The 25,440-nt window shown below is 63.4% G+C and carries 25 protein-coding genes; 13 read left to right on the top strand and 12 right to left on the bottom strand.

Annotated features, from left to right (window positions below; all coding sequences use genetic code 11):
* Window positions 1-2: 2 nt before the first annotated feature.
* The 6 genes from pxpA to ACZBJS_RS24270 all read right to left on the bottom strand — a co-directional run bounded on the left by pxpA (window position 3) and on the right by ACZBJS_RS24270 (window position 5,522).
* On the bottom strand, window positions 3-731 hold the full coding sequence (gene pxpA / locus ACZBJS_RS24295) for a 5-oxoprolinase subunit PxpA (RefSeq protein ID WP_463439386.1): 729 nt from the start codon (window positions 729-731) through the stop codon (window positions 3-5).
* Window positions 732-820: 89 nt separating this feature from the next.
* Window positions 821-2,008: an ABC transporter substrate-binding protein gene (locus ACZBJS_RS24290; RefSeq protein WP_028345052.1), complete on the bottom strand. Its 1,188-nt coding sequence runs from the start codon at window positions 2,006-2,008 to the stop codon at window positions 821-823.
* Window positions 2,009-2,039: 31 nt separating this feature from the next.
* Window positions 2,040-3,113, bottom strand: a complete 1,074-nt coding sequence (locus tag ACZBJS_RS24285) for a branched-chain amino acid ABC transporter permease (RefSeq protein ID WP_016846056.1) — start codon at window positions 3,111-3,113, stop codon at window positions 2,040-2,042.
* 3 nt (window positions 3,114-3,116) lie between these two features.
* On the bottom strand, window positions 3,117-4,031 hold the full coding sequence (locus tag ACZBJS_RS24280; protein ID WP_057017115.1) for a branched-chain amino acid ABC transporter permease: 915 nt from the start codon (window positions 4,029-4,031) through the stop codon (window positions 3,117-3,119).
* Between the two features lies 1 nt (window position 4,032).
* Window positions 4,033-4,755, bottom strand: coding sequence for an ABC transporter ATP-binding protein (locus tag ACZBJS_RS24275; protein WP_463439385.1), 723 nt, complete (start codon window positions 4,753-4,755; stop codon window positions 4,033-4,035).
* Complete coding sequence (locus ACZBJS_RS24270) at window positions 4,752-5,522, bottom strand: ABC transporter ATP-binding protein (RefSeq protein ID WP_253624002.1); 771 nt, start codon at window positions 5,520-5,522, stop codon at window positions 4,752-4,754. Before ACZBJS_RS24270 ends, ACZBJS_RS24275 begins: the two co-directional genes overlap by 4 nt.
* 100 nt (window positions 5,523-5,622) lie before the next feature.
* Between ACZBJS_RS24270 and ACZBJS_RS24265 the strand changes: the two genes are divergently transcribed.
* A complete protein-coding gene (locus tag ACZBJS_RS24265) occupies window positions 5,623-6,543 on the top strand; it encodes a LysR substrate-binding domain-containing protein (protein WP_057017118.1) in 921 nt (306 codons plus the stop codon).
* 103 nt (window positions 6,544-6,646) lie between these two features.
* Here ACZBJS_RS24265 and ACZBJS_RS24260 read toward each other — a convergent pair whose 3' ends face one another.
* Window positions 6,647-7,009, bottom strand: coding sequence for a hypothetical protein (locus ACZBJS_RS24260; RefSeq protein ID WP_063790083.1), 363 nt, complete (start codon window positions 7,007-7,009; stop codon window positions 6,647-6,649).
* Window positions 7,010-7,017: 8 nt separating this feature from the next.
* A complete protein-coding gene (locus ACZBJS_RS24255; RefSeq protein ID WP_463439384.1) occupies window positions 7,018-7,548 on the bottom strand; it encodes a hypothetical protein in 531 nt (176 codons plus the stop codon).
* A 66-nt stretch (window positions 7,549-7,614) separates the two neighbouring features.
* Between ACZBJS_RS24255 and ACZBJS_RS24250 the strand changes: the two genes are divergently transcribed.
* Together ACZBJS_RS24250 and ACZBJS_RS24245 are read left to right on the top strand one after the other, a co-directional pair.
* Window positions 7,615-8,226: an exopolysaccharide biosynthesis protein gene (locus ACZBJS_RS24250; protein ID WP_463439383.1), complete on the top strand. Its 612-nt coding sequence runs from the start codon at window positions 7,615-7,617 to the stop codon at window positions 8,224-8,226.
* Window positions 8,227-8,335: 109 nt separating this feature from the next.
* Entirely contained in the window at window positions 8,336-8,608 is a 273-nt protein-coding gene (locus ACZBJS_RS24245) for a DUF2312 domain-containing protein (protein WP_016842183.1), read from the top strand.
* 216 nt (window positions 8,609-8,824) lie between these two features.
* Here ACZBJS_RS24245 and ACZBJS_RS24240 read toward each other — a convergent pair whose 3' ends face one another.
* A complete protein-coding gene (locus ACZBJS_RS24240; RefSeq protein ID WP_463439382.1) occupies window positions 8,825-9,418 on the bottom strand; it encodes an alpha-ketoglutarate-dependent dioxygenase AlkB in 594 nt (197 codons plus the stop codon).
* Window positions 9,419-9,927: 509 nt separating this feature from the next.
* Here ACZBJS_RS24240 and ACZBJS_RS24235 point away from each other — a divergent pair.
* The 9 genes from ACZBJS_RS24235 to ACZBJS_RS24195 all read left to right on the top strand — a co-directional run bounded on the left by ACZBJS_RS24235 (window position 9,928) and on the right by ACZBJS_RS24195 (window position 21,123).
* The gene (locus ACZBJS_RS24235) at window positions 9,928-10,914 is read left to right on the top strand and encodes an ABC transporter permease (RefSeq protein ID WP_057017121.1); all 987 of its coding nucleotides are present in this window, start codon (window positions 9,928-9,930) and stop codon (window positions 10,912-10,914) included.
* A gap of 59 nt (window positions 10,915-10,973) precedes the next feature.
* Window positions 10,974-11,996 (top strand): sugar ABC transporter substrate-binding protein, encoded by a 1,023-nt coding sequence (locus ACZBJS_RS24230; RefSeq protein WP_028334112.1) that lies wholly within the window; start codon window positions 10,974-10,976, stop codon window positions 11,994-11,996.
* A 115-nt stretch (window positions 11,997-12,111) separates the two neighbouring features.
* Window positions 12,112-14,223: an ABC transporter permease gene (locus ACZBJS_RS24225; protein WP_463439381.1), complete on the top strand. Its 2,112-nt coding sequence runs from the start codon at window positions 12,112-12,114 to the stop codon at window positions 14,221-14,223.
* Window positions 14,224-14,226: 3 nt separating this feature from the next.
* Window positions 14,227-15,345, top strand: a complete 1,119-nt coding sequence (locus tag ACZBJS_RS24220; protein ID WP_463439380.1) for an SMP-30/gluconolactonase/LRE family protein — start codon at window positions 14,227-14,229, stop codon at window positions 15,343-15,345.
* Window positions 15,342-16,883, top strand: coding sequence for a sugar ABC transporter ATP-binding protein (locus tag ACZBJS_RS24215; RefSeq protein WP_463439400.1), 1,542 nt, complete (start codon window positions 15,342-15,344; stop codon window positions 16,881-16,883). Before ACZBJS_RS24220 ends, ACZBJS_RS24215 begins: the two co-directional genes overlap by 4 nt.
* A gap of 49 nt (window positions 16,884-16,932) precedes the next feature.
* Window positions 16,933-17,688: a GntR family transcriptional regulator gene (locus ACZBJS_RS24210; RefSeq protein ID WP_028345041.1), complete on the top strand. Its 756-nt coding sequence runs from the start codon at window positions 16,933-16,935 to the stop codon at window positions 17,686-17,688.
* Window positions 17,689-17,799: 111 nt separating this feature from the next.
* Window positions 17,800-19,476 carry an AMP-binding protein gene (locus ACZBJS_RS24205; protein WP_463439379.1) on the top strand — a complete coding sequence of 559 codons (1,677 nt, stop codon included), beginning with the start codon at window positions 17,800-17,802 and terminating at the stop codon, window positions 19,474-19,476.
* An 11-nt stretch (window positions 19,477-19,487) separates the two neighbouring features.
* Window positions 19,488-20,840, top strand: coding sequence for an acyl-CoA dehydrogenase family protein (locus tag ACZBJS_RS24200; RefSeq protein ID WP_463439378.1), 1,353 nt, complete (start codon window positions 19,488-19,490; stop codon window positions 20,838-20,840).
* Between the two features lie 88 nt (window positions 20,841-20,928).
* On the top strand, window positions 20,929-21,123 hold the full coding sequence (locus tag ACZBJS_RS24195; protein WP_057017127.1) for a hypothetical protein: 195 nt from the start codon (window positions 20,929-20,931) through the stop codon (window positions 21,121-21,123).
* Between the two features lie 128 nt (window positions 21,124-21,251).
* On the opposite strand, the gene ACZBJS_RS24190 is transcribed toward ACZBJS_RS24195, so the two are convergent.
* Complete coding sequence (locus ACZBJS_RS24190) at window positions 21,252-21,653, bottom strand: hypothetical protein (RefSeq protein WP_225646077.1); 402 nt, start codon at window positions 21,651-21,653, stop codon at window positions 21,252-21,254.
* A 117-nt stretch (window positions 21,654-21,770) separates the two neighbouring features.
* Between ACZBJS_RS24190 and ACZBJS_RS24185 the strand changes: the two genes are divergently transcribed.
* Window positions 21,771-23,063: a c-type cytochrome gene (locus ACZBJS_RS24185; protein ID WP_463439399.1), complete on the top strand. Its 1,293-nt coding sequence runs from the start codon at window positions 21,771-21,773 to the stop codon at window positions 23,061-23,063.
* Window positions 23,064-23,127: 64 nt separating this feature from the next.
* On the opposite strand, the gene ACZBJS_RS24180 is transcribed toward ACZBJS_RS24185, so the two are convergent.
* Window positions 23,128-23,421: a hypothetical protein gene (locus tag ACZBJS_RS24180; RefSeq protein ID WP_310884908.1), complete on the bottom strand. Its 294-nt coding sequence runs from the start codon at window positions 23,419-23,421 to the stop codon at window positions 23,128-23,130.
* A 4-nt stretch (window positions 23,422-23,425) separates the two neighbouring features.
* Window positions 23,426-25,396 carry a 4Fe-4S binding protein gene (locus ACZBJS_RS24175; RefSeq protein ID WP_463439377.1) on the bottom strand — a complete coding sequence of 657 codons (1,971 nt, stop codon included), beginning with the start codon at window positions 25,394-25,396 and terminating at the stop codon, window positions 23,426-23,428.
* Window positions 25,397-25,440: the final 44 nt, after the last annotated feature.

Below are 25,440 nucleotides of genomic sequence, written 5' to 3'. Positions count from 1 at the left end.
GTTCAGCGCGCGGTGAGATAGGGGCGCACCGCCTCGCGGACGGCTTCGGCGATGGCGACGGCGTTCGGCGTGTCGGAGTGGATGCAGATCGAATCGGAGCCGACCACGATGTCGTTTCCGGCCACCGTGCGCGTCTTGCCTTCATTGACCGCCCTTGCGCATCGGGTTGCGGCGTCGGCCGGATCCTTCGCCTCGTGCTCGCGGGTGATGATCAGGCTGCCGTCGGCATTGTAGTCGAGGTCGGCATAGTATTCGGCGACGAAGGCATGACCGCGCCGCTCGTAGACCTTCTCGTGCAACGTTCCCTTCATGCCGAGCAACGGCACCTTGTAGACGTCAGCGGCATCAGCCACGGCTTCGGCGATCTCCTCGTTGCGCGATGCCATGCCGTAAAGTGCGCCGTGCGGCTTGATGTGATTGAGCGCCATGCCTTCGGCATCCAGGAAGGCCTTGAGTGCGCCGATCTGATAGAGCAGGCAATTGGCCAGCTCCTCGCGGTCGATCTTCATCTCCCGGCGACCAAATCCCTGCAGATCGGGCAGCGACGGGTGCGCCCCGACCTTGACGCCAAATTGCTTGGCAAGCTGCACGGTCTTGCGCATGTGATTGAAGTCGGAGGCATGAAAGCCGCAGGCGACGTTCGCGACGTCGATATGAGGCATCAATGCCTTGTCGTCGCCCATCTTGTAGAGGCCGTAGGCCTCGCCCATGTCGCAGTTGATCACGACCATCTCCTGATTTCCTTCCAACTGGCTTTGCATATGACCGGCGAAGGCCGCCCCGGGTATGACTGGCGCACCCAGGGCGGCGCATTGCCGGGTTACTTGGACACCAGATAGTCGAGCGGGATCTTTTCCGAGATCGTCCACTGGTCGATCACCTGCGGCTTGCCGGCCTCGGTGTCGACGATCAGGTAGCGACCCTGGTTCTGGTGGTGGATGTCCTTGGTGAAGGTGCGCGGCCCGAACAGCGTGGACTCGTTGTTCATCTTCTCGAGCTCGGCCACGACGGCTGCCGCATCGGTCGATTTGGCGCGTTCGACCGCCTTGGCCCAGACGTCGATCAGGACGTAACCCGGATAGACGTACTGGCTGGAGGGGTCACCGCCGGTGACCTCCTTGTACTTCTTGTTGAACTCGTTGACCTTCGGGTTCGGATCGTCGCCATAGACCGAGCCCTGCACCGGGACGTAGAAGTTCGAGAGGTCAGGAACGGCGTTCATCCAGTAGCTGCCGTCGACACCCGACCCGTTGAGGATCATCGACTTGATGCCGGCGGCGCGGATCTGCTTGATGGCGGAGACAGCGCCCGGCATCATCGTGCAGAGCATGATTGCGTCAGGCTCCTTCGGCAGGCTCTTGATGCGCGTGATCTGCGAGGCGATCGAGGCATCGTCGTTCTTGAAGGTGTCGCTGCCGACCAGCTTGGCCTCCTTGAGGCGCGGCAGCATCCAGTCGAAGCCGTCGCAGATGCCCTTGTTGTAGACGGTCCAGCTGTCGAGCAGCCGATAGAAGCTGCGTGCGTTCTTCTTGGTGTAAGCCCATTCCGACATGGTCGCTCCCTGCACCGGTGCCAGCACCGAGGCCGAGAACGAGAACGGGCCGACGCCGGGGATGCCGGCCTTGATCGATTCGGCGCAGAGGAAGAAGGAAACCTTGCCGGCAGCCTGCGCCTGCAGCGCCGCGGGCGCGCCGAAATCGTAGTCGCAGGAGACGATGACGAGGTCGGCACCCTGGTCGAGCACCGCAAGGCCGGCCTTGGCACCCTCGGCCTGATCGGTCTTGGTGTCGGCAAAGACGGGCTTGATCTTCTTGCCGAGCAGGCCGCCGGCCTTGTTGATCTCCTCGATCCGGATCAGTGCCGCGTCCTGCGCCGGCTTGTCGTAGGCTTGCATGAATCCGGATGCCGCGGTCGCAAACCCAACAACGATCTCGTTGGCTGCCCGGGCAGGCGTGAACCAGAGCGCGGATGCTCCGGCCAAGATGCTGAGTAATGTCGTAAAGCGCATATCCCCACTCCTCCAATTGTACAAACAAGCGTCAGTGCAGTTCCTTCAGCGCGGTCTGGACCGGTGGCGTCAGGCGGCGCTGCAACGGCCATCGACGCCAGGAGAATTCCTGGTTGCGGGTCAGTCCCGTCGGCAAGTACATCAGGATCGCGATGGTGATGATGCCGATCGCGATTTCCTGGACACCGTTCGGCAGGCCGACGGTGTGACCGCCGAGGCTGATGCCCTTCTCGAGATTGCGGAACAGCTCGATCAACACGGAGATCGCGACCACGCCCGAGACGGCTCCGCTGAGGCTGTACATGCCGCCGACCACCAGCATCGACAGCGTGATGAACGTCGTCCGCAGATAGAATGCGCCGGGATTGACGATGCTCAGGAAATGCGCGTAGAGCGCGCCGGCGAGCCCGATGATGAAGGCGCTGACGACGAAGGCGATCAGCCGTTCGCGGACGATGTCGATGCCGGAGGCGCTGGCCGCGACCGCTTCGTCTCGCGTGGCGCGAAGTGCCAGTCCGGAGCGCGAAATCGAGTAGAGATAGGCGATCGCGATGGCCACGGCGCCGCCGATCCATCCGGTCCAGACATTCATGGTGGGCGGAATGCCGACGATCGAACCCTGTCCGCCCGTCACCGAATCCCAGTTCGAATAGACATTGTTGATGACGCCGAGCAGGCCGAAGGTCGCGATCGAGGCGGCGATGCCCGAAAGGCGCATGATGACACGCCCGACGATCAGCGCGAACAGTGCCGCAAACAGTCCGGATATCGGCGTCGCTACCCACATCGGCAGTTGCGCGTGGAGCAGCCATGCCGGCAGGCCCTTGAGCGTGATCGACTTCATCACCGGCGGAATCGTGAGCCAGGCGGTCATATAGGCGCCGAGGCACATGAAGCTGATATGGCCGAACGACAGCAGGCCCGAATTGCCGACGAAGACGTAGAGCCCGACCACCACCATGATGTTGATGAACATCTCGACCACGGTGCGGTTGAAGGCCCGGCTACCGAATTGATAGGAGAGGGCCGCCATGATGAGCAGCGCCACGATCAGCACGATCGGCGTGATGATCGTTTGCCGGATGACGGACGGCCGCTGCGACATCGATCAGACCCTCTGCTTGGCGGATTTCGGTGCGAACAGGCCCTGCGGCCGCACCAGAAGGACGACGATGACGGCGCCGTAGACGAAGGCGTCGCGGAATACCCTGGCGTCATGCGGCAGAGTCGCCTGGAACACGACGCTGGCCGCACCGATCAGGAAGCCGGCGGCAACGGCGCCGGGAATGCTGCCGAGGCCGCCGATCACGGTCGCGATGAACGCGATCAGCATCACGTTGGCGCCCATGCCGATGTCGGCGGTGCCGGAATTGGTCGCCAGGATCAGGCCGATCGCCGCCGCCAGCATGCCGCTGATGGCGAAGGCCAGCAGGATCACGCCGTTGGCGCGGACCCCGAGCATGCGCGCCATGGTGAAATTGTCGGCGGCCGCGCGCATCTCGAGCCCGTAGCGCGTGCGCTTGAGGAACAGGACGAGGACCACCAGCACGGCCAGCGTGATGATGATGGTCACGACCTGGAGCATCGGGATGTGAGCGCCGAGGAATTCGACCGGCAGGCCGAGGCTCGGCCACAGCGTGATCGACTTCGGCCGGCTGGAAAACAGCATCAGCAGGAGATGCCGGATCACGAAGCCGAGTGCGAAGGATGCGATCATCATCGTCGCCGGATTGGCATTGCGGAAGCGGCGGAAGACGACGATCTCCGACAGGATCGACAGCGCGGCGCCGATCAAGAGCAGCAGCGGGATCAGCAGATAGAACGGTAGCTGCCCGGCAAAGACGATCGCCGCCGCATCGATCGACGGCCACAGCATGGCGAAGACGCAAAACGCGATGAAATCGCCGTGCGCGAAGTTGACGAGCCGCATCACGCCGAAGATCAGGGCGATACCGAGCGCGCCAAGGGCGTAGAGGCTGCCGAGGCTGAGGGCATCGAAGATGATCTGGAGCAACTCGCGCATCTCAATGATCTCCGAAGCCGAAATAGGACTGCTTCAGACGATCATCCCTGACCATATCGGCCGCTGGGCCCTCGAGCACGATGCGGCCGCCGCGGATCAGGACCATCCGTCCGCCCGTCATCATGGCGCGTGTCGAGCTCTGCTCGACGATCAGGAGGGTGAGCTTGCGCTGCGTCCGCAGCCGCACCAGGATCTCGTAGATCTGGTCGATGATCTTTGGCGCAAGGCCGAGCGACGGCTCGTCGATCGCCATGATGCGGGGCGCGGCCATCAAGGCGCGGCCAATGACGAGCATCTGCTGCTGGCCGCCGGAGAGCATGCCCGCCGGGGTGTGGCGGCGCTCGGCCAGCATCGGGAATTCCTCGTAGACCTGATCCAGGTCGTCGGCGATCTTCTTGCGGTCGGTGCGCATGCCGGTTCCGACCTTCAGATTCTCCTCGATCGTCAGCGCGCCAAAGACATTGCGTCCCTCGGGAACCAGGGAGAATCCGCGCCGGGCGATGTCTTCGGGTGCGGCACCCGTGATCTTTGCGCCATCGATCATGATGGACCCGGAGCCCGGTGGCACGACGCCTGCGATGGCGTTGAGCAAGGTCGACTTGCCGGCGCCGTTCGGGCCGGTCACGAACAGGATTTCGCCTTCATCGATCTTCAGCGTCAGGCCGCGGAGAGCCGTCAGGCGGCCATAGCTGACGGTGATGTCGTCGACGGCAAGCAGCGTCATGACGCGACGGCCTCTTCGGCGGCGACCGGAAGCAGCTCGTCGCGCTGCGTGCCCATATAGGCGTGCCTGACCGCGTCGCTGTCACGGATCTGAGCGGGCGGGCCAGCTTCGATGACTTCGCCGGAATCGAGGACGTAGATGCGCTCGCAGAGCTCGAGCACGAGGCCGATATTGTGCTCGATCAGCAGCACCCCGACATTGAGCTCGCCCGCGATCCGCCGGATGATGGCGGCAAGTTCGTGGCTCTCATGCTCCGACATTCCTGCCGCCGGTTCGTCGAGCAGCAGATAGCGCGGTGTGCACATGATGGCGCGGCCGATCGCGACGCGGCGCTCGTCGGTATAGGGCAGGGCGCCGGCGATGGTGTTGGACAGATGCGAAATGCCGAGCCAAGCCATGACGCGCTCGGCTTCACCGATCGCCTCCGGACGGGATTGGCCCAGGCCGACGCCGGTGACCTCAAGGTTGTCCATCACCGGCAGGTCGCGGAAAAGTCGGCCCGACTGGAAGGTTCGCGCCACGCCTTTGCGACGCAACTTGTGCGCTGCAATGCCACTCAGCGTCTCGCCTTCCAGTTCCACGGTTCCGGCGCCAACCGGCTGGAAACCCGTCAGCACATTAATAAGGGTGGTCTTGCCGGCTCCGTTCGGACCAATCAGTCCGGCGATACGTCCCCGCGGTACGGTCAAGGTCACGTTGGACAGCGCCTTCAGGCCTTCGAATTGGACGCTGATATCGCGAGCGACCAACTCCAAACCATCGGACATGACCTCAATGCCTCTCACTCGCGAACCGATGGATTGATTTTTCCGGTCCGCCGGGGGATTGTAAAATTCGAAATATCGTTCGCTGATATCGGAAATTTTTATGTCTCTGACGTTCCGTCAGGTTCGGCATTTCATCGCAACCGCCGAGACCGGGCGCGTTTCGGCTGCCGCGGCGGCGCTCAGCGTGACGCAGTCTGCGGTCACCGCGTCCATCAAGGCGCTCGAGGCCGAGCTCGGCCACAAGCTGTTCGACCGTCACTCGAACGGCGTGACGCTGACCTTTGACGGACGGGAGTTCTTGCAGCGTGCCCGCGCCATCGAGGCCAGCGTATCGGATGCGATACGCGGGCCGCATCGCTGGGGCATGCAGGTGGACGGCACCGTCGATGTCGCCGTCAGCTACACCATCGCCGGATATTTCTTGCCGCCTTTGTTGTCGCGCTTCTGGCGATCATTCCCGGGCATCACGGTGCGTCTCCACGAGTTTCCGCGCGACGCGATCGAGCAGAGCTTGATCAGCGGTAGCGTCGATGCGGCCATCATGCTGGTTGCGAACTTGCATGACCGGGACTCCATTCGCTCGCGGCTCTTGTTGCGCTCGCCGCGTCGCTTGTGGACTTGCGTCAATCATCCGTTGCTTCGCAAGGACAGCATCAAGCTGGCGGACCTGGTGAGCGAGCCCTATCTGATGTTGACCGTCGATGAAGCCGAACGCTCCGCGATGCGTTACTGGCAGCATACGGCGTACGTGCCGAACGTCATCTTCCGGACCCTGTCGGTCGAAGCGGTTCGCAGCATGGTCGCAACCGGCATGGGAATTACAATCCTGTCCGACATGGTCTACCGTCCCTGGTCGCTCGAAGGACATCGCATCGATCTCAAGACGCTCGATGACGACGTCCACACCATGGATGTCGGGCTTGCCTGGAAGGACAAGGCGAAGCTTTCTCCGGCGGCTCGCGCGTTCTGCGAGTTCGTCGCTCATTCCTATCCCGGATCCGAGCCGGTCCAATTTGAATAGCGGACTTGCACGTGCCAAGGCAGGTTTGATGATGGATTGGACCGAAGGTTGCCGACACGTGCCTCTGCGCCAACGTCGAACAGGGCAAAGGCGGCGCAGGACGTCAGGAGGTACCTGTCGGCTTGGACATCGCTGAAAGCGCGCGTCTCAGGGCATTGGCGGCGACAACGCCTGCGCAGCAGCCGGCACCTTTGACGAATATGTCTTTTATGTAGCCATGCCTGCCGGCGAGCAGCTTTTGAATGAGTTCGAAGCCGACGATGACGGCGAGCAGTGCCAGCAGGATCGGCAGGACATGCTTCGGATAGGCGAGCGAAAAGACGGCTCCGACAACGAAGAGCGCGGCAAAGCGATCGGCGTTTGGCGATATCAACGTGTGGGGACGAAATGCCAGCGTCGTATCGGTGACGATGAAGAGGCCCAGGATCAAACCCCAAGCCAAAAATCGGAATGCAGTTTGGGGCATTTCTGAGCTCAACGGGCCATGCTGCCGGGCGCGGCATTGAGCGGTGCGCCGCCAATCGAAACGGGACCTGAAGGCCTGGCGGCCCGAGGCGGCGGCTTTCTCGGCTGCGGGGTAGTTGGCGCGATCGGGGCACGCGGCACCTCGGCCGTAACGGGTGGCGGCGGCGCTGCCGGCGGGGGCAGATGCTGCAACTCTTCGACCTTCGAGGTCAGGACCGCCAACTGGTCGGTAATGGCCTTCAACTGCGCCTGCCCGTCGGCTACCGACCGATCGAGTGCGGCGAGGTCTTCCTCGAGCTTCTGCTGGGCCGCGAGGAGAGTTGGCAATGCCTCCTTGTCGCTCGTCGTCGTCGCCCCGCCGGACGATTCGTGGCTTATGGCGGGGACCAACGCCGCGACTTCAGGCCAAGTGTAGACGCCGCCGGCGCCGACAAGGGCGACAACGACGATCAGAAGAAACCACGGCCAGCGGCGGCGACCGGCGGGCAGGGGGCTGTTCGGCGCATGGCCGTGCCACGCCTGGTCGGAATCGTTGTCCATCAATGCTTCCTAGGCGCCTCTGGCATTCGTTGCAATCGATACGGAGTTCGACCATGTTACCGGGTAATGCTTCATTTGCCCGTTCCCCGCTCAGCGCCTACCCGTACTTCCCAGCTCCTCGAAGAACTCGTCGCGCAAGCACCTGACGGCCCCGTCGACCTCGAATGGCTCCTCAGCCATCTGGACAGGCGCTCGTTCGGGCTGCTCCTGCTGTTGCTGGGGCTGCTTGTGATCGTCCCCGGCGTGGCCACAATTGCGACGCTGGCCCTCCTGTTTCCGGCGGTCGAGATGATGTTGGGGCACAGTGCTCCATCTTTTCCTCGCTTCCTGTCGAAGCGGCCGTTCGACTTCAAGCGATTCAAGCGGTTCACCGTCAGGGCGGGCCCGCTGCTGCGCGCGATCGAGAGCATCAGCCGGCCGCGCTGGAACGCGCGCCATGACGTGACTGACCGGCTTGTTGGGTTGGTCGTGTTCCTGCTGGGTCTGTTGGCGGGCTGGCCCCTGCCTCTGGTCAATGTCATTCCCGGGATTGTGGTCGTCCTGATCGCGATCGCTTACCTGCAGGAAGATGGTCTGCTGCTGGCCGTAGCAATGGCGGCCGCGGTGATGTCCCTGCTTGGCCTTGGATGGACGCTCTGGACGTCGGCCGCGGCCGTGATCAGCTGGATCGCGTTCTGAAATACCGCGGCAAGCCGCAGGATAGATGCGCTACAGGAACCGATGAAGCTTAAGACATTGGTTATCACTTTGCTTTCATTTTCACCGCCTCATTCAACAAAGAGGCACCATGTCTGACATCACCATTCCCGGCGGAAAAATTCGTTCCTTCATCGAGCGGATCGAGAATCTGGACGCTGAACTGCAGGAACTGAACGAGCAGAAGAAGGAAGTTTTTTCGGAAGCCAAGGGTGAGGGTTTCGACGTGAAGATCCTCAAGGAGATCGTCAAACTGCGAAAGCAGGATCAGGATGAGCGCGACGAGCGCGAATCGCTGCTCGATCTCTATATGCGCGCCATGGAAACGGCACCGGCCGACAAGGCTGCTGCGAAAGCGGCGTGAGACGCCCGCTGCGTTCCCCGCGATCGACACTCCGGGGACGCGCGATCTCTCGGCGGACGAACTTCCCAAGTTCGTCCGCCCCCGTCCCATCAACCATTCGCGCGGCGTTGGTCGCACCTTCCGCTCAGGATTGCGTCTTCCGATCGGATCGAAGTAGCGCTCGATCAGGGTTGATGCGGCGATGCGCAGCGGAGCGCTGGAACCGGCAATCCTAGGTCATCGCGACGCTTTGGCGCCCCGCGCCGTTTCGACCATGGTTCGAAAGGTGATCGAGTATCTGGGGGCCTCGACCGGCGCAATGCTGTGCTCCCATATCTGCCGTGCATCACCGGCCATCAGATAGAGTGATCGGGGCGCCGCATCGAGCGTGAACCGCTCCCATCCGTTTTCCGTCCGACGACGAAAGCGGAACTTGCATGCGGATCCCAGGGACAGTCCGAAAATCCTGTCGAAATGCGGCTTGTCGCGGTGCCAGCCGATACCGACGCCGCAATCATACTCGGTGCACAGGATCTGCCCGATCTCGGTCGACACGCCGCCGAAGGATTGGATCGCGGCGACGATGCCGTTTAACCAGGACGGGATCGGTTCGGCACATTCCAGTCGGCGCGACCCATAGTCGTACCGGTAACCGAACGAAGCCACGCGGCGCTTGCCTTCGAACTGTCCGAACTGGAAGGGGGCAAGCGGAAGTGCCCGGATGTGGCGGATGAGTTCGCCCTCGGCCGCTTTGGAGATGAAATCCGGCGCGTAGTGCAGACCCGCCGGTCCTGCGGCGGGCGCATCGAACATCGACAGTTGCTCGGACAAATCTGGTACCGTCAGTGTTTGCGAACCTGTCACGCATATGGGCGCGCCGAGACAGAATTCAAACCGGCCGTCAGTTCGCTCGGGCTTCCACCTGGCGCGGCTTCGATGGGCGAAAGGCAGCGTCAAAGCTCGGTCTCGGCATTCTCTTTCGCCACGATCTTCAGGCCTTGGCCAGGAGCGATTGCCGCAACGTCGTCGGCTTCGTTCCGTCGCCGCGGGTGACGGCGCTATGAGGACCAGTTGACCTTAGGGACAGGCTCTCAAGCCGAATGTATCCAATAAAGCAATGTCGGCTTCAAAAGGACCGATCGAACTCGGAAAATGCGCTTCGATCGCGGACGCCAGAACATACATATATCCATGTAGATATAGATAGTTATGGAGGGTTTCAGGTGTGAATATATCCTCCGGTCAAATAGCCGCTGTCCAAAATTTGGATACGGAGATTGACATCTGGATACATTCTGTTCAATTTCCGCTCACAATAAAATCAATCCTGGGAGGACCCGGTGACCGGCAGTTCGGGCGCGCGCGGGGCGAAATTGACGCAGACGACGGCCGTGCTGGTGATGTGCGCGGTCCTGATCGTCATTTTTTCGATCTTCCTGAAGGGCTTCCTGACGCTGGGCAATCTGTTCGCGCTGGCGCGCAACATTTCGATACTCGGCATTCTCGCGCTCGGCATGGCCGTGGTCGTGATCGGACGTGGACTCGATCTGTCGCAAGTCGCCTCCTTTGCCGCTTCCACCGCGATCGCGATCATTCTGATGAACTCGGGCTACGCGACGCCGGTCGCGCTGCTGATCGGCTTCGTGATGGCGATCGCCATCGGCATCCTGAACGGGTTTCTGATCTCGGTGATCGAGATGCCGCCGTTGCTGACGACGCTGGCGTCGAGCCTTGCGGTGCTGGGGATCGTGCGCACCACAGCGGTGCAGCACTATGTCGTCTATCTTTCCAAGGGGCATGACGAATTCCTGCGGCTCGGCGGCAACATCTGGGGCGGCGTTCCGATCTCGATCCTGATCTTCGCGGCCACCGCGGTCGTGGTGCATCTTTTCCTGTCGCGCACCGTGATCGGGCGCTTCGTCTATGCCCATGGCGACAATCCCGACGCCGCGCGTCAGACCGGTCTGCCGACCCGCCCGCTGACCATGATCGAGTACGCGCTGTGCGCCGCGATCGGGTATGTCGGCGGTGTCGTGATGGTCGCGCAGACGGCGCTGATGCATCTCCAGGTCGCGGAATCGACGATCATTTTCGACGTCATCATGGTTGTGGTGCTCGGCGGCGTCAGCCTCGTCGGCGGCCGCGGCAACGTGATGAGCGTCATCGCCGGAACGCTGCTGATCGGCGTGCTGCTGAACGGCATGACCATCATGGACATGGACGTGCAGACCCAGAACATCGTCAAGGGTGTCGTGCTGCTGATCGCGATCCTGCTCGATTCCCGGCTGCATCCGCGCGACGAGGAGACGTCGAAGCAGGGCGATTAAAGCTCTGCATCAACCAACGGGCCGCAACAGTCGGCCGACATAACAGGGGAGGAATTGACATGACGAAAGCTGTGCACAGGAGGGCGTTTGCCGGCATCGGGCTGGCGGCGATGGTGGCAACCGCCGCGCTGGTGGCGGCGCCATCGCAGGCGGCCGGGCCGCGCGACCAGCTGCGCGAGAAATTCGACAAGTCGCTCAAGGGCAAGACGGTGGCCTGGTCGCCGGTCTGGATGGGCGTTCTGGAATCCGAATGGACGCGCGTGATGAAGGATCGTTTCGACGATTACGGCATCAAGCTCGTCACCCGCGACGCCAACATGAAGTCCGACATCCAGCTTCAGACCGTCAGCGACTATATCAACGACAAGCCCGATGTGATCGTGGTGCAAAATCCGAACGTCACGCTGCTCGCCAAGGAGCTGAAGCGTGCGATGGACGCGGGCATCTATGTCGTGCAGGTCAACATGGCATCGAACACCCTGACCGACGCCTATGTCGGCGTCGATGCCAAGGATCTCGGCACCAAGATCGCGCGCGAGGTCATCAATCAGTGTGGCGGCGGCAAGGGCTCCGGCGAGGTTGCGATCCTCGAAGGTGAGGCGACCGCGGCCTATTCGCTCGACATGAAGAATGGCGCGATGGAGGTGTTCAAGACCGACCCGTCGATCAAGGTCGTATCGTCGCAGCCGACCAGCTGGGACGCCAACAAGGCCGGCGACATCACGACAACCGTGTTGCAGCAGCATCCCAAGCTGTGCGGGATCCTCAGCGTCTGGGGACCGCAAACCGCGGGCGCGGCGCAGGCGATCAAGGCGGCCAACATGGGCGACAAGGTGAAGGTGTTCGTCGCCAGCGACGGCCAGCCTGCGGATTGCGATCTGCTCGAGCAAGGCGCGTTCTCCGCGAACCTGTCGTATCGCGCCGACGTGCAGGGCCAGACCATCGCCGACGCGGTGATTGCGCTGTTGCAGAGCGGCGACAAGCCGGGCGCGAAGAACATCGCCTATTACACGACCCCCGCCTGGGTGAAGTCGAAGGACGATCGCATGTACTGCTTCAGCATCCCGAAGGGCGCGAAGTAAGTCGTTCCGGCGCCCGCGCCCACCGCGGCGCGGGCAGGCCGGAGCTGTCGATCCCAATCCCCCGCGTCGTCCCGCCGTTCGGCCGCTGCTGCGCCGAGCCCGCCGGAGTCTGTTGATGAAGAGCCTGCAACGAGCCTGGCACCGCCATTCGCCCCAGTTGTTCCTGGGCGAACTGCTTGAGAAGCGCTGGATGGAGCCGATCATTCCATTCACGCTGACGATCGCGGTTTTCCTGGCCTTCGCGATCATGATCCCGCGCTACCTGACGGCGGGCAGCCTGCAGGAACTGATGCGGAATTTCGCGGAGCAGGGCATGGTCGCGGTCGCGATGGCCTTCTCCGTGCTGTCGGGCGGCATCGACCTGTCGGTCGGCGCGGTGTTCGCGATGTCGAACTTCCTCGCGCTCTATCTGTATCTCATCCTCGGGCTGCCGCTGCCCGTGATGATCGTGCTTGTGGTCCTGTTCGGTGCGGCGATGGGCGCGATCAACGGCGGCCTGATTGCCTACGGCAAGACCCGGCCGTTCCTGACGACGCTCGTCGTCCTCATCATCGTCCGCGCCGCCTACAACAAGGTGACGGTTGCGTTCACGAACGAACTCGCGAGCATCGACAGCGGGTCCAGTACGTGGGACTTCATGGGCTCGGGGAGGGTTCTCGGCATTCCCTTCAACATGCTGGTGCTGATCCTGCTTGCGGTCGGAACCCACTTCTTCCTCACCCGCATCAAGCCCGGCGTCCACATCATGGCGGTCGGGTCGAGCCGCAAGGCGGCCCGCCACGCCGGCGTCAACGTCAAGCGCGTGCTGTTCTCGGCCTATGTGATGTCGGGCGCGATCGCGGCGCTGGCGGGAATCCTCTATGCCGCGCGGCAGAGCAGCTCCGGCACCGACACCGGCGTCGGCTGGGAGATCAACGCGCTGGCCGCGGTGGTGCTCGGCGGCATCAGCCTGTCCGGCGGCCGCGGCACCATCGCGCGCGCCGTCATGGGCGCGGCGATCATCTTCATGCTCACCAGCGGCATGGTCCGGCTCGGCATCTCCGGCAACCTGACGACCGCCATCATCGGCATCATCCTGCTGCTCGCGGTCGGCTTCAACGTGAAGTGGGTCAAGAACAAGGGCAAGGTGCTGCAAAAGGTCTACGTCACCCCAAGCTGGGTTGATTTCGAGCCGCCGCCGTCGGTCGAGCGGGGCAGCGGCACGCCGTTCGCGGAGAACGACCGCCTGAAGAACGCGGAAGCGATCGCGCTCAACATGATCGAGGGCCCGGAAGACATCATCCTTGACCGCAAGGACAACCTCTACACCGTCAACCGCAATGGCTCGATCATCCGCTTTCTCGCACCTGACTATACCGTGCGCGAGGAGTTCGCGCGCATCGGCGGCCGGCCGCTCGGGTTGGCGTTCGATCGGGATCAGAACCTCCTCGTGTGCATCGCGGGCATGGGCGTTTACGGCGTGAAGCCCGATCGCTCGGTCTTCAAGGTCACCGACCGCACCACGCGCACGCGTACGCGCCTCAAGGACGATTCGCGGCTCTATCTCGCTGACGATCTCGACGTCGCGCCCGACGGCAAGATCTATTTCAGCGAGGCCTCGACCCGCTATGAACTGACCGACTGGGCGCTCGACGGCTTCGAGGGACGCGGCAACGGCCGGCTGATCTGCCACGATCCGAAAACCGGGATCACCAGGACGGTCCTCAAGAACCTGACGTTCCCGAATGGCATCTGCATCTCGCATGACGGTCGGTCGGTGCTGTGGGCCAGCACCTGGCTATGCCAGATCAACCGCTTCTGGATCGCCGGCCCGAAGGCGGGCACCAGCGAAATCCTGATCGACAACCTTCCGGGCTATTGCGACAACATCAACCGCGCCTCCGACGGCAAGTACTGGCTCGCCTTCGTCGGCCTGCGCACGCCGGTCTACGACCTTGCGATGCGAAACCCTGTTTTGCGCACCCGCATGGTCAAGCAAATCCCGCCGGACGAGTGGCTGTGTCCCGGCATCAACTATGGCTGCGTGGTCAAGTTCGACGACAACGGCGTGGTGACGGAATCGCTCTGGGATCCAGGCGGGCTTTCGCATCCGACCATCACGTCGGTCCGTGAACACAAGGGCCATCTCTATATCGGGGGTCTGGAGAACAACCGCATCGGCCGCATCCGCCTGCAGGACGCCGACCCGACCTGGGAAGCGCACAAGTCCTATTGGGGAGGGGCCTGAGCCATGTCTCTGCTTGGCGATATCATCGATCGCGTGCTGTCCCCGAACCGGGAAATTCACGGCATTCCGGTGCTCGACGGCGCCTTCTCCCCGAACCAGCGGCTCGATCAGGCCCGCCAGCTCGGCGACGAGATCGAGCGGCCGGACGACATCGCGCTCGGGCAGGACGGTGCGCTCTACGTCTCGACCGGCAACCGCGTCCTGCGTTGCACGGGAGACGACTTCAACACGCGCGCGGCGTTCGCGACACTCGACGGCCCAGTCGGCGGGCTTGCCTGCACGCCGGACGGCAGGCTGCTCGCCTGCGTCTCCGGCGTGGGGCTGGTGGCGCTTTCGCCGGCTGGCGAGGTCATCGGCAAGCTCGAAAGCGTCGGCGGCGAGAAGATTGCCTGTCCGCTGTCGGTGACGGTCGCGCCGGACGGGGCGATCTACCTGACCGACGGCTCGCGAAACAATCGGCCAGAGCAATGGCTGACCGACCTGATGCAGAACCGCGCCCCCTCGGGCCGGCTCATCGCCTGCAATTCCTCGCTCGGCAGTGCGAGCGTGCGCGCGGACAAGCTCGCATGGCCGCTCGGCTTGGTCGTATCCGGCGACGGCAAGGAGGTCTGGGTCGCCGAATCCTGGACCCATCGCTTGACCGCCTTTTCACGCGCGGGTGACGACAGGCGCGTGATCGTCAAGAATCATACCGGCTATCCGGCGCGTCTTGCCCGAGGCGCGAACGGTGAGGTCTGGATGGCCTTTCTCGCGCTGCGCACGCAATTGACCGAATTCGTCCTGCGCGAGCGGACATTCTGCGAAGAGATGATGCGGACGGTGCCACCTGAGCTTTGGATCGGGCCGGCGCTGGATGGCCGCCTCAATCCGCGCGAACCGACCCAGATCGGCCGCATCAAGAAACTCGGTATCCAGAAGCCGTGGGCCCCGCCGCGTTCCTATGGCCTCGTCGCCCGGCTCGACGCCAGGGGCGCGGCGACCGAGACGCTGCACAGCCGCGTCGATGGTCGGGTTCATGGAATCACCGCCGTCCGCCCGGTCGGCTCGCGTGTGCTGGCGGTGTCCAAGGGGCGCGATTGGCTCGTCGAACTGCCGCCTGGTCGCGGCATGCAAGAAGGATGAACGCCATGGCGGCCGAACAACAGGCAGGGACCCCGCTGCTTCAGATCGTCAATGGCAGCAAGGTCTATGGCGGCCTGCACGCCATCGATGGTGTCAATTTCGATCTGCGGCCGGGCGAAATTCACGCGCTGCTGGGAGAAAACGGCGCGGGGAAATCGACGCTCTGCAAGGCGATTGCCGGTGCGATCGTGCTGACCTCCGGCGACTACCTGATCCAGGGGCGCAAGGTCTCGTTCGCGTCGCCAAAGGAAGCGCTCGAGGGTGGGGTGGCGATGGTCTACCAGGAATCCAGCCTGGTCCCCTCCATGACGGTGGCGCAGAACCTTGAACTCGGCATGGAGAAATGGGTCACGGTCTACAGCAAGATCAACATCGCCGCGACCCAGTCGCTGCAATCGATGAACTTCAACGTCGACCCGCTGGTGCTGGTGGAGAATCTCGGAACGGCCAAGCGGCAGATGGTCGAGATCGTGCGTGCGGTTCGCCACAACGCCCAGGTCTTCATCTTCGATGAGCCGACCGCATCGCTGACCCCTGAAGAGACCCAGCACCTGTTCCATCTTCTCAACACCCTGAAGGAGAAGGGCGCCGGGATCATCTTCATCTCGCATGCTCTGGAAGAGGCATTGAACATCGCGGATCGCATCACCGTGCTGCGCGATGGCAAGCTGGTCGCCACCGTACCGGCGAAGGACGTCACGCGTGACGCCCTGGTGCGGATGATGGTTGGCCGTGAGGAAACGGCAGCGCAGTACGCGACCCACGGGGCTGATCCGGATGCGCCGAAGCCGCATGCCTCCCGCGGTGAGAAGGTGCTTTCGGTCGAGAACGTGACGATGGGCAGCATCGTCAAGAACATGTCGTTCTCGGTGTTCAACGGCGAAGTGGTCGGGATCTTCGGGCTGGTCGGGGCAGGCCGCTCCGAGATCGCGCAGATCGTCAGCGGCGCCCGCAAGCGCAACTTCCTGCGCGGCGGGATGATCTATCTGCGGGACAAGCCGGTCCGCTACCGGGTGCCGCGGCAGGCGGTGCGCGACGGAATCGCCTACATCACCGAGGACCGCAAGGTCGACGGCTTCTTCGAGACGATGACGGTGGATCAGAATATCTATCTTGGCTATCTGTCGTCGCCGCGCGTCAAGCGGTTCCTTTACTCCGCGCGCGAGATGAAGCGGATCGCCGATCAATGGATCTCGGCGCTCTCGATCTCTGCATTGAAGCGGACGCTGAAGATTGTCGAATATTCCGGCGGCAACCAGCAGAAAGTCGTGGTGGGAAAGTCTCTGGCCCAGGAGCCTACGGTGGTCATCTTCGACGAACCGACGCGCGGTGTCGATGTGAGCGCCATTCCACAAATTCACGAGGCGATTCGCAGGCTGGCGCGCGAGAACAAGGCGGTTGTCGTTATTTCTTCCTATCTGCCGGAGATTCTGGCTATCTCGGATCGGATCCTGGTCGCTCGCGGCGGACGTATCGTCGAGGAAATGGCACGGGCTGATGCGACCGAGGACAAGATCATGTACGCGGCCATTCATTGAAGGAGGGCCTTTCATGAGTCCTTATCAGCGGCCTCCCCATTGGAAGGACATGACGCGGGACGGCAATGAGGACGATCCAGAGTCCCGTCGCCTGATGAGCGAGAGGATCGCAAGCGAGATTCGCAGCGCGGTGCTGAGCGGCGAGATGCGGCCAGGCACGCGGATTCGGCAGGAGCTTCTTGCGGCCCATTTCGGAGCCAGCCGCATTCCCGTGCGCGAGGCGCTGAAGCAGCTCGAGAACGAGGGGCTCGTCGTGATGGCGCCGAACCGTGGCGCCTGGATTGCGGACGTCAATTCGGAAGAATCGATCGAGATCTACAAGATCCGTGAAGCGGTCGAGCCGCTTGCCATCGGCGAAAGCGTTCCAAATCTGACCGACGAGGATATCGAGACGCTTGACCGCATTGTGCGCGAACTTGAGCAGGTCACCACGCTCGAGGAGTACATCCAGCTTGATCGGGAGTTTCATCTACGGACCTATTCGCGGGCGCGGATGCCGCAACTGCTCGCGATGGTCGAACGCTTCTGGAACAGCACGCAGCATTTCCGGCGACAGTTTGTGAGCGAGACCTATGCCAAGGACGGGTTTCCGTTCTCCGATCCCCAGCATGTCCTGATCATGGACGCGATCCGGGCGCGCGATGTCGAAGCTGCACAGGTGTTGGTGCGTCTCCACATCCGGCGCACGCGCGTTGTCATTCAAGCAAAAGAGAGTGGGGCGGCCCAGCCGCCCCTTGCAAGCCGTGCCGCGCTTCCGCATGCGCGTCTCGGCTCGGTCTATCGAGGAAAAAGTGCCAATGAGTAGTGGCGGCGAACGCCTTTTGCCACGGTTCCTGCTGCGCCAGGTGGCGGCGGGCTGTAGCGGCCGCCGGCCCGGACGGGGCTGCCATCGTTGCGACAGTGGTGGCAAGCGGCGATGACTGTCGACCTGGATTCCGTGTCGCGTGCACGCGCTTACGAGGAAGCCGCGGGCCGGCTGCGCGCGCGGCTCGGGGAACCGGTCGCTCCGCCCGATCCCGGAAGGCGGACGGCGCTTGATCTGTTTCGAGCCGCGCCGCGCGAGGCGCCGGCCGTGTTCTATTTCGATGCGACGCAGACCTATGCCGATATCGATCGGCTCAGCGACCGGCTCGCCGCCCGCTTCGCGCAAAAAGGAGTCGGGCGCGGCGATCGGGTCGCCGTCATTCTTCAGAATGTGCCGCAGTTCGTCATCGTCAGCGTAGCGGCCTGGAAGGTCGGGGCCATCGTCGTCAGCCTCAACCCGATGTACCGCACGCCAGAGCTTCGCAAGCTGTTCGGGGATTGCGAGCCGAAGGCGGTGATCTGCCACGACGATCAATGGGAGAACGTTTTCCTGGCCGCCGGTTCGGTCGATTCCGAGCTGGTGTTCTGGACCGGCGCTCGGGAATTCCAGCTGCGAAACGATGTCCGGGTGCTGCCGGTGCCGGGCGCAGCTCCGCAGGCCCGGGCGCTGGCGACGGTTTTCGCCGAAAATGCAGCCGCACCACCGGCACCGGTTCTGACGTCCGACGACATCGCCCTTCTCTTGTATACCTCCGGAACCACGGGCGTTCCAAAGGGCGCCATGCTCACGCATCGCAATCTGGTGGCGACCGCGTTGATCTGTTGCGATCATTTCGAATTGAACGGCACGTCGTGCATCTTTGGGGTCGCGCCGCTGTTCCACATCACCGGCTTTGAAATCCAGATGGTCGCGGCGTTTGCCGCGCGTGCAGCGATGGTGCTGACCTATCGCTTCCAGCCCCAGGTCGCGCTCGATGCCTTCCTTGAATGGCGGCCGACATTCATCGTCGGTGCCATCACCGCGTACATCGCGCTGATGAACCAGGCTGACGCAACGAGCCGGCATTTCGAGAGCTTCGTACATATCTATTCCGGCGGCGCGCCGATCGCGCCCTCGGTCATCGATGCCTTTGCGAAACGGTTTGGACGGGCGATCCGCAGTTCCTATGGAATGACCGAACTGACCTCTGCAAGCCATCTTGCGCCCAACGAAGGTCGGATTCCGGTCGATCCCGACTCAGGCGCGCTGTCGATCGGCAGGCCGACTTCGGGCGTCGATGCGATCGTCGTCGACGACGAGCGCCGCCCGCTCGGACCCGGCGCGCATGGCGAGGTGGTTGTGCGTGGCTCAGGTGTGATGGCCGGCTACTGGAGGAAGCCGGCGGAAACCGACGAGGTGCTGACCAACGGCTGGCTGCATAGCGGCGACGTCGGCTTCTTTGACGAGAGCGGCTGGTTCTACCTCGTGGACCGCAAGAAGGACATGATCTCCGCCTCCGGCTTCAAGGTCTGGCCGCGCGAAGTCGAAGACGTGATCTATGGCTTTCCGGGCGTGCGCGAAGCAGCCGTCGTCGGCGCCGCCGATCCCTATCGCGGCGAGACGGTGGTCGCCTTCGTCTCCGCTCAACCCGGCACCGTGATCGATGTTGCCGCGCTCTCGCGCTTCTGCCGCGAGCGACTGGCGGCCTACAAGTGCCCGGTCGACATTCGCGTGCTGGACGATCTGCCGAAGACGGAATCCGGAAAAATCACCCGAAACACGCTCAGGGACGGCCTACGCGGCCGGTAAGGAGAATCTACATGGATATCACCCAAAGCGAGCGCAGCCAGCAACTGGCCGCGCGTCTCCAGCGCTTCATGATGGAGCACATCTATCCGAATGAGCGCCGATACTATCAGGAGGCCGAGCGGCTCGGGCCCTGGGCTGTGCACCCGGTTGTCGAGGAACTGAAGCCGCTCGCACAACAGGCCGGCCTGTGGAACCTGTTTCTACCCGCTCACGAGGACGGGCTGACCAATCTCGAATATGCCCCGCTGTGCGAGATCATGGGACGTTCGCATCTTGCTCCCGAGGTCTTCAATTGCAGCGCCCCTGACACGGGCAACATGGAGACCATCCTGCGCTACGGAACGGAGGCGCAGAAGGAACGCTGGCTGAAGCCCTTGCTGGCCGGCGAGATCCGTTCTTCCTTTGCGATGACGGAGCCCGACGTTGCCTCGTCCGACGCGACCAATGTGGCCAGCTCGATCGTCCGTGATGGCGACGATTACGTGATCAACGGTCGCAAATGGTACACCACCGGCGCCACCGATCCGCGATGCAAGATCATCATCTTCATGGGGCAGACCGATCCGCAGAATCCGGATCGTCACAAGCGTCAGTCGATGATCCTCGTGCCGAAGGAGACGCCCGGCGTGCATGTCGTCCGTTCGCTGCCCGTGCTCGGCTTCTACGGCGTCCCGGATCGTGCATCCGAGGTGATATTCACCAATGTACGCGTGCTGGCCGCCAACATGCTGCTCGGCGAGGGGCGTGGGTTCGAGATCGCGCAGGGTCGGCTCGGGCCCGGACGCATTCATCATTGCATGCGGCTGATCGGCCTCTCCGAGCGCGTGCTCGAGCGCATGTGCCGGCGCGCGCTGAAACGCGTCGCCTTCGGCAAGCCTCTCGCCGAGCAAACCGTGACGCTCGAGCGGGTGGCCGAAGCGCGCATGAAGATCGACCAGGCGCGGCTGCTGACGCTCAGAGCTGCCTACATGATGGACACGGTCGGCAACAAGGCAGCGCGGCAGGAAATCGCGATGATCAAGGTCGTCGCGCCGAACATGGCGCAGACCATTGTTGACTGGGCGATCCAGGCGTTCGGGGGAGGCGGCACCAACAACGACCATTTCCTTTCGGCAGCGCTCGCGACGACGCGCTTGTTGCGACTGGCCGACGGCCCCGACGAGGTCCACCGCAACCAGATCGGCAAGCTCGAATTGCGCCGATGGCTCAACGTCGATCCCGCACGGACCGGCGGTGGCGCGGATCCGTTGTCGCCCGATGAATCCGAATCCTGGTCCGAAGGCGGCTTGTGGCCGCGCCCGAAAGATTTGCCATGGGCGGGTTGGGAAGGGGCTGGAGCCGGAGCGCATCGGCTCCAGCGCTGATCAACAAAAGGAGAGTTGTGAGCGATCTCACAGGGGGATGTCGAGTCCTGCACTAGTCAGGACTCTCCCAGAACCAACGGAGGTTCGCATGAAGCTCCTGATGATCGCCGGCCTGACCGCCCTCGCGCTTTTTCTGGCTGCGACGAATGTCCCGAGATCGCATCCATCGTCCGTGAGCCACACATCGGTGGCAGGGATGCCCGCTGTGCAAGAACAAGACAAGCTGCCGGTTGAAGATTTCGACGATCGATCGCTGGTGTTTCCGAGGGGAACTCAGCAATAGAGAGAATGGTGCCGTCGCATCCGAACGCATTCGGTTCGGGATGAGCGGGCTGGAAATCGTCTGGCGTTGAACAGCGCGACGCGTCGGACGGCTTGTTCGCTTGCGCAGCCCCCGTCGCGCGCTGTGTTTCAAAAACTCATGAAGATCGGGTTGATCTCAGCGGGATCGCCGACATGTTCTGGGAATTGAAACGGCGCACCGTGGCGATCGACTATCAGAATTGCCAGTAGCAGCGCCAACACCGCAGCGATGTAGATGAGCAGTGGCGACGCGTCCCGGCTGGTGGGATTGCGATCCCGCGGCGGCAACACGCGAGAATGCCAAATGCGCGAGATGAACTGCAGATATGCTTTCGGATGTATTTGCATGTTCGACCTCGATTGTGAGGCGCCTTTACCAAGACTGCGACCGCGTGGGCCGCTCTTCAAGGCGCCGCTTGTCGCACCCCAAACCGAATACGAGCTCCCTTGTTGATTACTGGTGAAATGGGCACGTTGTTGCCAAGGGCCAAGCCCGTCGCCCATGGACACGCCAGATTTCCAGAATGATCGCCGGCGGGGCCGATGGACGGCAGGGGAGCACTTTGGCCGGGCAGCAAAAACGGGCAGAATGGCTTGGGGGCTGCGCTGCGAGTGTCTCCGACGGCCATGGATTTGATTTTGCGTCTCGCCACGTTCCTTGTAACAGCATCGCTGCTTCTTGCGCTGCAACCCGCGCAAGCGCAATTGGCCGGACACGGCGGACCTGTCCGCGCGATCGCCGTTTCAGGCGATGGCAGGACGGTTCTGTCGGGCAGCTTCGACACTGCGGCAATCCGATGGTCGCTGGCAACCGAGTCCGCGGATCAGGTCCTTCGCTTCCATTCGGGTGCGGTGAACGCGGTCGCCTTCCTCGGCGATGGAAGAATGGCAACGGCGGGTGCGGATGGCCGGATTGCCATCTGGACGTCGGGCCGGCCGCAGCCGGACCGGGTTTTCGCGGACCATACGGGACCCATCGTCGGGCTCGCCGTTTCGCCCGATGCATCCAAGCTCGCATCCGCCTCGTGGGACCATACCGTGCGGCTCTCGTCGTTGTCCGACGGGGGCTCGCGCGTGCTGCAAGGTCACTCGCAAAACGTGAATGGCGTGGCCTTTGCCCCCGACGGACAGTCGCTGGTGAGCGTGGGCTACGATCTGACGGTGCGGATCTGGCGCCTGCCGGACGGCAGCGCCGAGGTCGTCACGGTGCCGTTGCCGCTGAATGCCGTGGCCATCTCGCCTGACGGCGAAATCGTCACCGGCGCAGCGGACGGCAAGCTGCGCATGATGACGGCCGACGGCAAGGCAAGCGGCGAGGTCACGGCCGGCGCCACTCCGATCGTCGCCTTGGCAGTCTCGCATGACGGCGCCTTGATCGCCGCGGCGGCCATTGACGGCACGGTGGCGATCGTCGATCGCCAGGCGCGCAGCGTGCTGCGCACGCTCGCCGGGCTGGGCGGGCCGGTTTGGTCGGTGGCATTCCTGCCCGATGGCGTGACGCTCCTGACCGGCGGCGCCGACGGCAAGATCAGGCGCTGGAATGCACTGACTGGCGCGGCGGCCGGATCGAACGTGGTGGGCACGCCGAGGGACCCGCTCGCCGCCTATGCCGACGACCACGGTGCCGAAATCTTCAGGGCCTGCGTCGCCTGCCACACATTGTCGGAGACGGAGGTGCAGCGCGCCGGTCCCACCCTTGCCGGACTGTTCGGTCGGAGGATCGCCTCGCTGCCGGGCTATCGCTTCTCCGACGCACTCAAGACGATGGACATCGTCTGGACGCCGGAGACCGTCTCAAAATTGTTCGAGATCGGGCCGAACGCCTATACGCCCGGCACGAAGATGCCGGAGCAGCAGATCGGCTCGGCCGAAGATCGCCGCGCGCTCACGGACTTCCTGGCGCGTGCGACGTCGAAATAGCCCGAGTTGGCGCTAGCCGCCTTGCGCATACTCAAGCGAAGGCGTCAAGCCGCGATATGAGACTTTAATACCCCGGCCATTGCTCCACCGGAATTTTCGTCAGCTCCGGGTTCTCCTTGAGCATGCGGGCGATACTAATGCTGGGATGTTCCTTGAGCGCCGCCACGACGCACTGGTTGACGTATTTGCGGCGGGACAGCCACTTGATCTTCTTGCCCTTCGCCTCGGCCTTGCAGGCGACCACCGCCTGCTTGAGTGCAACCCTTTCGGCTTTGGTAAGGGCGGCGGCCTCGACGGCTGTGCCGCCAAGGGCGGTGGTGACAAGGCACGTCGACAGAACCTTCATGAATCGAGGCATGCGGCTAGTCCTTGTTCTCGCGTTGACGCAGGTAGTCATCCGTCGTTCGTGGCGGCGCGCGTTCCGGCACGTCCTGGATCGGATCGAACTGCTGTTCGCTCATGACAATGACCCGGCAATCGGCGCACATCCGCAAGGCCTCGGTCTGACGGTCCCCGGCAGGGTACATCCAATGCCGTCCCTCGAGTTTGGTCGCGATCCGATCGATCGTGCTCTTGACGCCGAACGGCGTGCCACAGCGAATACACAGGGCAGGTTCTTCTTCCTTGATCACCCGCGCCGGCGCGCGTCTTGCCCGGAAATCGATCTGCGGGGCGAGCCTGATGACTTTTTCAGGACAGGTGCTCTGACACAAACCGCACTGCACGCAGGCGTCCTCCACGAATTTGAGGACAGGGCGGTCGGGATCGGCGCGGAGCGCGCCGGTTGGGCAGGCCGAAACGCAGGACAGGCACAGCGTGCAACCGGCGACGTCGACGGTGATCGCACCGATAGGTGCACCCTCAGGCAAGGCGATCACGTCAACCGGCTTGGGGGCGAGGCGATGCAGTTCGCTTAAGCCGAAGCGAAGCAGATCGCCGCGTTTGCCGACCGTCAAGAAAGTCGCGGGATTTTCGAGGCCGGCGAGGGGGCCAATCCCCGTCAGTTGCTCGGCCAGAGTGTCGGGATCGTCGGTTTCGATCGTGCTCACGCGGCGGCCGTCAAATCCGAGTCCGGCGAGAATGGTCTCGGCCATCCGGATCGTCAGCAACGATCCGGTCACGTCGTGTCGTGGCTTGGCGCGCAGCAGGAGCCGCACGGCAGCCGCGCCATAGGCGAAGGCGCCGATGATGGCTTCCAGGCCGACCTGCGTCAGCTCGTTGACGGCGAGGGGAAGCACATTGGCCGGCAATCCGTCGCCATGGCGGGCGAGCGCATCGATCAGCGGCGTGCCGTGCTGGCTGTCATGCAGCAGCAGGACCGGATGTGTGCCGCCGGCCTCGCGATAGGCGCGCAACATGGCGCGGAGGATCTGCAACTGGGTATCGGCGGGTGGCAGCGCGTAGGATGCCGCTCCGGTGGGGCAGGCGGCCGCACATTGCCCGCAGCCTGCGCACACCTCCGCGTTGACTGCGACATGGTCGCCGTCCGGCGTGATCGCGCCGGTCGGACACAAATCGAGGCAGCGATGGCATCCGATCAGCTTCGAGCGGGAATGCGCGCAGAGGCTGGGTGTGAAGTCGACATATCTCGGCTTGTCGAAGCTTCCGACGAGATCGCGGGCGGCGAGCACCGCACGCAGCATGGCCGCGGGATCTCTCGGATCCGCGCGGAGATAGCCGTCTCGCAGATCGTGTGCGGGAAACAGAGGCGGCTCGCCGGAGAGGTCGAGCACGAGATCGCAGCGCGAGATCGCGCCGTTGCGCGGGGCTTCGAACTCGAAGCGGGCGCGCGAGGACGGGCGTGGCTGCGCGTAGTCGTCGATCGCGAGCTCGAAGCCGCCAACGTGCCCCCGCGCATTGCGGATCGTGCCCTGCACGATCGGGAACACGGCCGCGGCAGGCGGCACGACGTCCGCCGGCTTCCTGAGCATGACCGTGACGTCGAGATGGTCCGCCAGCAGCCGGCCAGCCTCGATCGCGGTCTCGTCGCGCCCATAGATCAGGATGATGCCATCGCTCGACAATGTGACCAGCGGATAGTCCGGCGCGGGAACCGCCGCCGCTGCAAGCAGCGCCGCCATCTTCGGGCCCGCCTTCGCGCCGTCGCGCGACCAGCCCGCCGTCTCGCGGATGTTGACGAAGCTGATCGGGCCGGCGCGTTCGCCCATCTCATTGGTGAACTGGCCGGCCTGCTGCGTGCAGGCGACGGTCAGCGGGCCGTCGGCTTTCGCGGCGTTGCGGAAATCTTCGAGCTCGGCGCCGCAGAGATGACGATGGCTCCTGATCTCGCAGTTGGGACATCCACGCTGGATCGCGGCCACGTCAAGGCGCATCGTGTCTTCACACGAGCAGATCAGGACGGTCTTCGCTGGCTGCT

This window comes from Bradyrhizobium sp. KZN70725 (assembly GCF_055264925.1).
This window is presented reverse-complemented; position numbering and strand designations above follow the sequence as displayed.